Here is a 10,361-nt window from a genome sequence, read left to right as displayed (position 1 = left end):
TAAAATTACAATTGTATTATTTATTGAATACCCGATAATAGTCATTACTGCTGCTATTATCGAAATAGTTATTTCCTTCTGTAATAAAGAAAAGATACCCAAAACAATTAAGCAGTCATGGCAAAGCGCTAATATTGAAATAATGGAAAATTTGAATTCAAATCTAACAGTAATATATAGGATGATTCCTATAAAAGCAAAAAGCAAAGCATAAAAAGCTAATTTTTTTAGATTTTCTCCAATAACCGGTCCGACTGTTTCTACACGCAATACCTTCAAATCGGTTAACTTTTCTTTAAAAGCGTTCAATATTTCCATTCTTTGATCTGAGCTAATTTTTCCTACCCGTATTACAAATTCGTTATCTGATAATTTTTGAATAGTGCTTTGACTTAAATTAAATTCTCCTAACACATTTCGAACCTCTGCGGTGGTAACTGGTTTATCGAATCTTATTTGGACTAAAGTTCCTCCTGCAAAATCGATTCCAAAATTAAATCCTTGAAAAATAATTGATATTAAACCGACCAGGATAATCACTACAGAGATAAGATATGCTATTTTTCTATTTTTAATAAAATTGAATTCCTTTTTCCCGATTAGATCCATTAGATATTATCCTCCTTAATTAGGTCTATAATAAAGCTTTAGAATTAAACTTAACAGCTACTACTTCTAAAATAATCTTAGTTACTACAATTGCGGTAAACATACTGGCTAAAATACCTATACTCAAAGTAACTGCGAATCCTTTAATGAAACCTGAACCAAAATAAAATAAGGCAAGAGCTGCAATTAAAGTCGTGACATTGGCATCAAATATGGTACGGAAAGCTTTATTGAATCCCGCATCAATAGAAGCTCGAAAAGTTTTTTCCAATTTTAATTCTTCTTTTATTCTTTCAAAGATCAGGATATTGGCATCTACTGCCATGCCAATCGTAAGAATCATTCCTGCTATCCCGGGTAAAGTCAAAGTCGCCTTTAACCCCGCCAAAGCTCCCACAATTAGTATCATGCATACTACCAAAGCAAAATCTGCTATTAACCCAAACCCCTTATAATAGATCAACATAAATATTAATATCAGTATTAATCCTACTATCCCGGCCTTTATCCCCTTGGAGATGGAATCTCTTCCTAAGGTTGGTCCGATTGATCTATTTTCCAAAATTTCCACTTTTACCGGTAGAGCTCCCGCCCGTAAAAGGATAGCTAAATGTTTGGCACTATCTACAGTAAATTTTCCTGTAATTTGGGCTTTTCCATCGAGAATGGGTTCCTGGACTACAGGAGCGGAAATTTCTTTTCCATCTAAAGTAATAGCCAAAGTTTTCCCTACATTGCTTTTAGTTGCATCTCCAAATTCTTTAGCGCCAATTTTGTCAAATTCGATTAAAACAATAGATCGACTAAATTGATCAAAGGATGATTTAGCATTAATTAAATGAGCTCCGGTTAACTGAGTTTCTCCTTCTTCGTCTTTAAATTCCAAAAGAGCAGTTTTGCCAATTAAATCTACGGCTGCCTCAGGATCTTCCACGCCGGGTAACTGAACCAAGATACGGGTTGGGCCTTGCCTCTGAATTACCGGTTCTGAAACTCCTAATTGATCAATACGGTTTCTTATTATCTCTAATACTCTGTTAACCATATCGTTATCTACTGGTGCATTAGGAGTATCAACACATTCCAAGATAACATGAGAACCTCCTTGTAAATCTAAGCCTAAATTTATCTTCTCAGTTAGAGGAAATGATAAAAAAATTGCAATAAAAATTACTACAAAGACGCTGGCAACCCTTAAGGTTTTAGTCCAATTCATATAAAAATCCTCTCTTTCTAATTTTTCTTACCTTTTCATTTTTGCAACGCATTATCTTAAAAATCTTTAACCTCATTATTATAGTATTATAGTATTTTCTTTGTCAACGAGAATACTCAATATAAACATTCTTCATCTAAGGTACTAAAATTTACAGGCAGGTATAAATAAATACCTGCCTGTAAATTATTATCACCATTTTTATCTCTATATTTTATTTCCCTTTAAAAAATACTTTGTGGTATTATTTTTCTCTTTTTACCCCAATGGCATTTCGTGTAGTATTTATCACTACATCTTTAGCAACCTCCAGGGTTAAAGTATCGCCTTTGATATCTTTGATTATACCATAGATACCCCCAATAGTAATCACTTTATCTCCCTTTTGCATACTATCCAGCATTAATTTATGTTTTTTTTGTTTTTGTTGCTGAGGGCGAATTAGGATAAAATAAAATATTCCAAATATAATAATTAAAGGTAAAAATTGTTGAAGAGCTTCCATTTTTATAATCACGCCTTTCTTTTTAATTTTAAAAAATATCTTTTAAATTATACATAATTTTTTTTTATTTAGCAAGTTTTTTATATCTTCTGAATTAAGGATACTTACTCCTCGCTTCTTTTCTTGAATATTCAATTCAAAAAATTATTTAAAAATTCTTTCCTAAATTCTAATAGCCTATCTTCCAATAATGCCAATTTAATATTTCTCATCAAAGAAGACATAAAATAAAGATTATGGATAGTACCTAAAGTCGAAGCAAGTATTTCTTTAGACATATATAAATGACGTAGGTAGGCCTTGGTAAAATTCTGGCAAGTATAACACTGGCATTTATTGTCTAAGGGCGTAAAATCATCTTTATATTTGGCATTGGTTATAGACAGATTACCAGACGAAGTAAGTAACGAGCCATTTCTAGCATTTCTGGTAGGTAAGACGCAATCAAACATATCAATCCCTCTTGCAACTCCTTCTAGTATACTCTGAGGTGCTCCTACTCCCATTAAATATCGCGGTTTATTATTAGGCAAGCAAGGTACTGTAGAATCTAAAATTTCATACATTAACGACTTAGGTTCACCTACACTTAATCCTCCTATTGCATAACCGGGAAAATCAAGTTCTACTAACTGGTTAGCATTTTCAATTCTTAAGTCTTGAAAAGTGCCCCCTTGAACAATTCCAAATAGACTTTGGCTTTCACTGTGGTGAGTGTCCTGGCATCTTTTAGCCCATTGGATAGTTCTTTGAGCAGCAATTTCTACCTGATATTTACTAGAAGGATACGGTGCACATTCATCAAAAGCCATAGCAATATCCGAACCTAAAGCCATTTGAATCTCCATGGCTTTTTCGGGATTGATAAAACGCTTAGATCCGTCAAGGTGAGAATGGAAAAACACGCCTTCATCACTTATCTTATTTAGTTTCCCGAAACTAAAAATCTGAAAACCTCCACTATCAGTTAATATAGCGCCTTTCCAACCCATGAATTTATGTAACCCCCCTACCCGTCTGATTAAATTATATCCAGGCCTTAGATATAAGTGATAAGAATTACTTAAAATGATTTGTATGCCCAGGTCATCTAATTCTCGAGGAGTCATTGCTTTTACCGTAGCTTGAGTTCCTACCGGCATAAATACCGGGGTATCAATTATTCCATGGTAAGTAAATAATCTCCCTAATCTTGCTTTAGTTTTTTTAGATTTTTTTAGAATTTCAAATTTGATAGACAACTGTTTATAGCCTTTTAATTTATCTTTTAGGCAATCGCTAATTTATTCATTTTTAAGCTATTCATTAATAATCTTCTAGTTCCTTGGTAGTGAATTATGAATACTACTTTTTAGGAGTTATTTTATCAACAATAAACCAGTTAATTCTTCTCCTACTACTTATTATTGCATATTCATTATTATTGTATAGGGTACGATTTGCGAGAAAGGAGATACTCATAAAATACTATTTACTAACGACTTATACTATATAATTATCATTGCGTCTCCAAAACTGTAAAATCTATATTTTTCTTTTATTGCTTCTTGATAGGCTTTAAAAAGAAAATTCTTTCCGGCAAAAGCGGCAGCAAGCATTAAAGGGGTAGAGCGAGGAAGATGAAAATTAGTAATCAACACATCTACTGATTTAAATTTATAACCGGGGAAGATAAATATATCGCTCCAATCGCTCCCGCTTATAGTTTTTCCTTTAGTAAGATCGTAAGCAGATTCCAGGGCACGAGTAGTGGTAGTTCCCACTGAAATAATCCGTCTTTTTTCACTACGGATTTGATTTATCTTTTGTGCGACATTAGGAGAAATAGAATAAAACTCTACATCCATTTGGTGTTCTTCCACCCTTGAAGTTCTTATGGATTCAAAAGTTCCTCGACCTACATGCAAAGTTAAATACACTACTTCAATCCCTTGGAGGGTTAGCTCTTTTAACAAAGAATTACTAAAATGAAGCCCGGCAGTAGGAGCAGCAATTGAGCCATCTTGAGAAGCATAGACTGTTTGATAGTCTTCTGTTGCTGTTAATCTTTCTTTAATATAAGGAGGGGTCGGCATTGTTCCAATTTTATCTAATATTTCTTTAAAATTACCCTTAAACTTAAATTGAATGAAATAACTACCCTTTTCTTCGTTTTTACCTTCTATTGTTCCCTCTAATTCGGGACTGAAAATTATCTTAGTATCTGAATGGACAATCTTTCCTGGTTTTACCAATACCTCCCAATACCTATCACTTTTAGGCTTAAGAAGTAATATCTCTACTTTTCCTTTGGTTTTTTCCTTAAAACCAAATAGCCTTGCCGGTAAAACCTTGGTATTGTTTAAAACTAAAAGATCTCCCTTTTTAAGATAATCTTTCATATCTTTAAAAACTTTGTGCTGAATTTCATTGCTGGATCGATTTAAAACCATCAAACGACTATGGTCTCTTGGTTTGATCGGCTTTTGAGCAATAAATCCCGAAGGAAGATAATAATCAAATTCTTTTAACTCCATTTTCCACTCATTTGCTTGTTTATTAGTATTTTTTAATAATTTCTATTCCTTGATAATAATACTTTAAAATATCTTGGTATCTCGAGCCTTGAAGTGTCATACCATAAGCCCCCCATTGGGACATTCCAACTCCATGTCCGTTTCCCGAGCCAGAAAATATAAAGGTTAAAGGCTCATTTGATTTAATAATTTCTACTCTAGGCATTTTTTCTTCTGTTTCTTCTATCCTTTCTTCTTTGTTTTTCTTCATTAGTTCGAGCAATTCTTTAATGGTCCAATCTTTTTTCTGTTCCAAAATTTCCATAACCGATTCTTTTTGTTCCTCTTTTTTTTCAGTTTCCTTTTTTTCTTCTATTTCTTCCTTAATATTTAATTCTGTCCCGATTGCTTCGATATCAAAAAATGTACTCCTGATTAAATCCGCTCCTATTAAGCTTCTAAAATCATTAGTTTTCATAGTAATAACTTTATTGTTATCCACATTAAAAAGTAATCCATTGATTCTACCGGTTTCGCTTTTTTTGTCTTCTTCGATTGACATAATCGAATTTATTTTATAACCTTTTTTTTGTAACTTTTCTACTAAATCCTTTTCGCTTATGGAATAAGACCAGGTATGATGTGGAGGAGAAACTTTTTCTTCGAATTTTGATTTTACACTTCTTAGGTAGGGTAAATAACTCCCCCAAACATTCTCACTATTTTCAGTATATCCTCCACTATCGGAATGATAAACTGCGTTAATTGATTCACCCTTGTACACCATAATTATTCCTCGAGTATCATCAACTGCTGTATTAGTTAAAGGATCTTCGTGATTCACTCCTCCATAAGCTTGACTGTTAGTAGAAGCACAGATATTATATCCTTGGGCAATATATTTATTCATATTAAAAATAGCGAAAGTTCTGGCTGCAACTGCTTGCGCTTTTAAGGCTTCTGAAGGCCAATGAGGAGAAATTTCTTTTTTTAAAACACCGTAGAGATATTCTTCAATACCGATTATATTGATGACATTCAGTTTTCTATTTTCTTTACTAATGTCTATCTCTATCTTTCCTCTATAGCGATATTTTTGTCCATTGAAGATAACCATAATTTTAGTGTTACCTGTTGGAATTATTTCTATAGGACCAGAATAAACACCTTTTCCTAAAATCTCTATGCCTTTCTTATGGGGTAAAAATTTCACTACTTTATTGTGTTCTTCACTTATAAGCGCATTTGATTTTAAATTGTAAATCTTAAAAGTGTCATCTCCACTAATATTAGTTTCAATTTGATCTAAAAATATACCCACTCTAAGTATGGGTTGTTTTTCTACTGCCAGGACAACATTACTAAATACAATCAGTAAAACAATACATAGTCCTAAAAACAAAAAATACTTATCATATTTTTCTATATTTATTCTTATCAATCAACCTATCTCCTATATTAGCTCTTATTTTTTTGTTTTAGTAATACATGGTGTATTTTGATAATCGTAGTACTTGAGTTGCCCCTTTTATACTCAATTATCCTTAGTTCGGCCTACTTTACTATCCCCTATAACAATTTAGTCTGGATATCCCTTTTTTTGCCAAAATATTTATAAGTCAAATCAGTTGCTATTCTTCCCTTAGGAGTTCGATGAAGAAAACCTTTTTGTAAAAGATACGGTTCATAAACGTCACAAATAGTATCCGTATCTTCGCTGATAGAGGCTGCCAAAGTTTGCAAACCCACTGGACCGCCAGAAAATTTTTCTACAATAGTAAGTAACAATTTTTTATCAATACTACATAAGCCAAAATCATCAATTTCCATCATTTTCAAACCATAATCAGCGATTTCTTCGTTAATGATTCCTTCACCTTTTATTTGAGCATAATCACGAAGTCTTCTTAAAAGTCTATTGGCAATACGGGGAGTACCTCTTGACCTTAGAGAAATTTTCTTAGCTGCTTCTTCGGTTATTTTCACCTTTAATATATTAGAAGACCTAATTACTATCTGTTCAAGTTCATTTTCTTGATAATAGCCAACTCGAGTTATAACTCCGAATCGACTTCTTAAAGGCGAAGTAATTAGCCCGGTACGAGTTGTAGCTCCGATAAGAGTAAATTTCGGCAAACTTATACGTATAGAGCGAGCACTCGGACCCTTACCAATTAGAATATCCAATTCATAATCTTCCATAGCCGGATATAATATTTCTTCTACTGCCCGGTTTAGTCGATGAATTTCATCAATAAATAAAACATCATTTTCTTGCAAATTAGTAATGATAGCTGCTAAGTCTCCTGCTCTTTCAATAACCGGGCCGGAAGTCATCTTAATATTGACTCCCATTTCATTAGAGATTATATAAGCTAAAGTTGTTTTGCCTAAACCAGGGGGACCATATAAAAGAATATGATCAATAGCTTCTCCTCTTTTTCTGGCTGCACTTATATATATATTAAAATTTTTTCTAATATTATCTTGACCGATAAATTCATTAAATAATTTAGGCCTTAAGTTTATGTCTAAATCCGGTTCTTCTTTTCTTAACCCTAAATCAATCGCCTTTTCTTTAAATTCCATCTATTTCTCCATTCAATATTAAGCAAAACATTTAAAAAACCGTTAACAGCATTTACGGAAAAATGTCAGTAAATCAAAATAATACTTACCGTATAATCTTCAGAGATTCTCGAACTAACTCTTCTACTGTCAATTCCCCTTTAAATTTCTCTTGGGTTTTTTCTACTGCAGACTTTGCTTTTTTGTAGGTATACCCTAACACTTTAAGGGCATCTATGGCATCGCTAATATTTTCGGATTTAAAAGCTTTTCCCTCTTCTGTTTCAAAGAAAGTGATTTTACTTATTTTTTCCTTTAATTCCAAAACAATTTTTTTAGCTAGCTTATTTCCTATACCTGATATCGCTGTAATTGAATCCAAATCTTCTTGTAGAATTGCTTTGCTAAAATAATCAGGAGTCATTTTTGACAAGATATTTAAACCTACCTTTGGGCCAACTCCCGGTGTACTAATGAGCAATTCAAAGAAATTTTCTTCTTCTTTAGTTAAAAATCCAAAAAACATTATCTTGTCTTCCCTTAAATACAAATAAGTATAAATTTTAGTTTTGTCACCGGTTTTTAAAGAAAGATTATTATAAGAAGGGATATTAATTTGATATCCTATACCATTTGTATTTAATATGAGATAATTTACACCTATTGTATCAACTTTGCCTTCCAAAAAAGATATCAAATTTGCACCTCCCACAATAATGATTAGCTGCTACATTAGTTAACCAAAACTGTCCGATAGTCAATATGGTTTTATTTTCCATTTTGATCGGAATTCTCTTTTAGATATGAGATTTAAAATTTCCAAAATAAAATTTCTGTCCTTTTATCACGATAACCTACCCCATACTCAGCATGCAATACTAATTTAATATTTAGTATGTACATGGCAAATTGCCACCGCTAAAGCATCTGCGGCGTGATCGGGTTGAGGAATTTTAGATAAATTAAGTAGGATTTTAACCATCGATTGGACTTGATATTTTTCTGCTCTCCCATTTCCCACGGTAGCTTGTTTAATCTGTAATGGAGTGTATTCATAAAGTTCCAGATCCATTAAAGCAACCGTGATAGCTACCATACCGTGAACTTTACTGACTGTAAGCGCACTTCGAACATTTTTATTAAAAAATATTTCTTCAATGACAACTTCATGAGGATTATATTCTTCTATTAGTTCTTTTATCTTATAATATATTCTTTTTAGTCTTAAGCTGAAGGTACCTTTCTTATCAGTTAAAATACATCCATATTTAACTAATTCAATTTTCTTTTTCTCATATTTGATTAAACCATATCCGGTGTTACTAAGTCCAGGGTCGATGCCTAAAATAATCACAATTTATCCTTGTCGGCTGATATTTCTTCCATAATTTCATCAGCAATATTAAAATTAGCATATACTTTCTGCACATCGTCCTGATCTTCCAATTGCTCCATTAAATTTAACATTTGTAAGGCTTTTTTTCCTTCTAAATCTACATTAGTTTTTGGAATTAAGGTAATTTCACTATTCAAACAATTAATATTTTTTTCCTTAATTAAATCGTAAAATTTTTTGTAATTTTCAGGTGGAAGTATTACTTCAATATTTTCATTATCATTTTTTACGTCTTCGGCTTCCGCCTCCAGAGCTAAGTCTACAATAGTATCTTCATTAACTTTGGTAATCTCAAAGATAAAATATCCTCTTTTGTCAAACATCCAGGCAACACAACCATTTTCACCCAAGTTGCCTGCATTTTTAGAAAATATCTTTCTTATCTCCGGAGTTGTTCTATTTTTATTGTCAGTTAAAGCCTCTATTAAGACTGCAACCCCTCCTGGTCCATAACCTTCATAAGTTATTTCTTCATAAGAAACTCCATCAGCTTCTCCAGTGCCTCGTTTAATAGCTTTTTCAATATTATCGTTAGGCATATTGTTCTCTTTTGCCAATTGAACTGCTGCTTTTAATTTTACATTAACCTCAGGGTCTCCTCCTCCTGAACGGGCAGCAACGGTTATTACCCGAATTATCTTGGTAAATATTTTTCCTCTCTGTGCATCCGCTTTGCCTTTTTTTCTCTTAATAGTACTCCACTTTGAATGTCCAGACATAATTTATTTCTCCTTTAATACAATAATACAAAACGATGAAACTTTAACTATAATTAATTTTTACTAATTTTAACATATTAAAAAAGTAGTTTCAATAAATTAGTAGATAGTTGTTTCGATGAACAACGAGTTTTTAAAATATTAAATCATAGAGATAAAAAACTGAGAAACGGTCACCATTTTAAGATGGGTCTTTATGTTTTAACCAGAATGATCTTGCTTTCGGACTTCAAATTTCGTATCTTTGTGAAAAATCTTGGTGGTTAGTATTAATCGAGGAAGACAGAGGAAGACAAAAGAAATGAAATATATTTTTCTAAAAGGTAGGTTTCGCGGGAGTAGTACGTTTATGAGAACTTTTTATTATTTTATCTTGGATCTTCTTTTCAATTATTTTATTGTTTAGCTTTCCTGTCTTTAAATATTTATCTAACAGGTTATAGCTCATTCCGATTTCTTTCTCATCGGTCTGACCTACCCAAAGTCCTGCAGAAGGAGGTTTATTGATAATTTTTTCAGGTATATCTAAATATTTTGCTAATTCTTTAACTTGATTCTTTAATAAATTTCCCAAAGGTAAAATATCTGCTCCTCCATCACCATATTTAGTAAAATATCCTATCTTTAATTCACTTCTATTACTTGTTCCCGCAACTAAATAGTTTAATTTATTAGCAAAATAGTACAAAGTGATCATTCTTAGTCTCGGTTTTAGATTTGCCTCTGCTAATTTATAACTTTCCTTTTTGCCTTTTTCCTTTTCATTTAGCAGATAGACGAATGCATCATATACTTTTGATAAATCAATTATTTTGTAGGAAAGGTTAAATTTATTGATAAGACCCATAGCATC

Annotated in this window: 11 protein-coding genes; all 11 read right to left on the bottom strand. The window is 32.2% G+C overall.

Annotated features, from left to right (window positions below; translation table 11 throughout):
• On the bottom strand, nucleotides 1-609 hold a 609-nt coding region (locus ENO17_02070), incomplete at its 3' end, for a protein translocase subunit SecF (GenBank protein HER23832.1).
• Nucleotides 610-634: 25 nt separating this feature from the next.
• Entirely contained in the window at nucleotides 635-1,825 is a 1,191-nt protein-coding gene (gene secD, locus ENO17_02065; protein HER23831.1) for a protein translocase subunit SecD, read from the bottom strand.
• 244 nt (nucleotides 1,826-2,069) lie between these two features.
• Nucleotides 2,070-2,330, bottom strand: a complete 261-nt coding sequence (gene yajC, locus ENO17_02060; protein HER23830.1) for a preprotein translocase subunit YajC — start codon at nucleotides 2,328-2,330, stop codon at nucleotides 2,070-2,072.
• 131 nt (nucleotides 2,331-2,461) lie between these two features.
• A complete protein-coding gene (locus ENO17_02055) occupies nucleotides 2,462-3,571 on the bottom strand; it encodes a tRNA guanosine(34) transglycosylase Tgt (protein ID HER23829.1) in 1,110 nt (369 codons plus the stop codon).
• A gap of 246 nt (nucleotides 3,572-3,817) precedes the next feature.
• Entirely contained in the window at nucleotides 3,818-4,846 is a 1,029-nt protein-coding gene (gene queA / locus ENO17_02050; GenBank protein ID HER23828.1) for a tRNA preQ1(34) S-adenosylmethionine ribosyltransferase-isomerase QueA, read from the bottom strand.
• Between the two features lie 22 nt (nucleotides 4,847-4,868).
• On the bottom strand, nucleotides 4,869-6,266 hold the full coding sequence (locus ENO17_02045) for a SpoIID/LytB domain-containing protein (GenBank protein ID HER23827.1): 1,398 nt from the start codon (nucleotides 6,264-6,266) through the stop codon (nucleotides 4,869-4,871).
• A 128-nt stretch (nucleotides 6,267-6,394) separates the two neighbouring features.
• Nucleotides 6,395-7,414, bottom strand: coding sequence for a Holliday junction branch migration DNA helicase RuvB (ruvB, locus tag ENO17_02040; protein HER23826.1), 1,020 nt, complete (start codon nucleotides 7,412-7,414; stop codon nucleotides 6,395-6,397).
• Nucleotides 7,415-7,499: 85 nt separating this feature from the next.
• Entirely contained in the window at nucleotides 7,500-8,114 is a 615-nt protein-coding gene (gene ruvA / locus ENO17_02035; protein ID HER23825.1) for a Holliday junction branch migration protein RuvA, read from the bottom strand.
• A 162-nt stretch (nucleotides 8,115-8,276) separates the two neighbouring features.
• On the bottom strand, nucleotides 8,277-8,747 hold the full coding sequence (gene ruvC / locus ENO17_02030) for a crossover junction endodeoxyribonuclease RuvC (protein ID HER23824.1): 471 nt from the start codon (nucleotides 8,745-8,747) through the stop codon (nucleotides 8,277-8,279).
• Nucleotides 8,744-9,508 (bottom strand): YebC/PmpR family DNA-binding transcriptional regulator, encoded by a 765-nt coding sequence (locus ENO17_02025; GenBank protein HER23823.1) that lies wholly within the window; start codon nucleotides 9,506-9,508, stop codon nucleotides 8,744-8,746. Before ENO17_02025 ends, ruvC begins: the two co-directional genes overlap by 4 nt.
• Nucleotides 9,509-9,824: 316 nt before the next feature.
• On the bottom strand, nucleotides 9,825-10,361 hold a 537-nt coding region (nadE, locus tag ENO17_02020), incomplete at its 5' end, for an NAD(+) synthase (protein ID HER23822.1).

This window comes from Candidatus Atribacteria bacterium (assembly GCA_011056645.1).
Classification (GTDB): Bacteria; Atribacterota; Phoenicimicrobiia; order Phoenicimicrobiales; family Phoenicimicrobiaceae; genus Sediminicultor; species Sediminicultor quartus.
The sequence above is the reverse complement of the archived record's forward strand: the minus strand, read 5'-3'. Positions and strand labels throughout refer to the sequence as shown.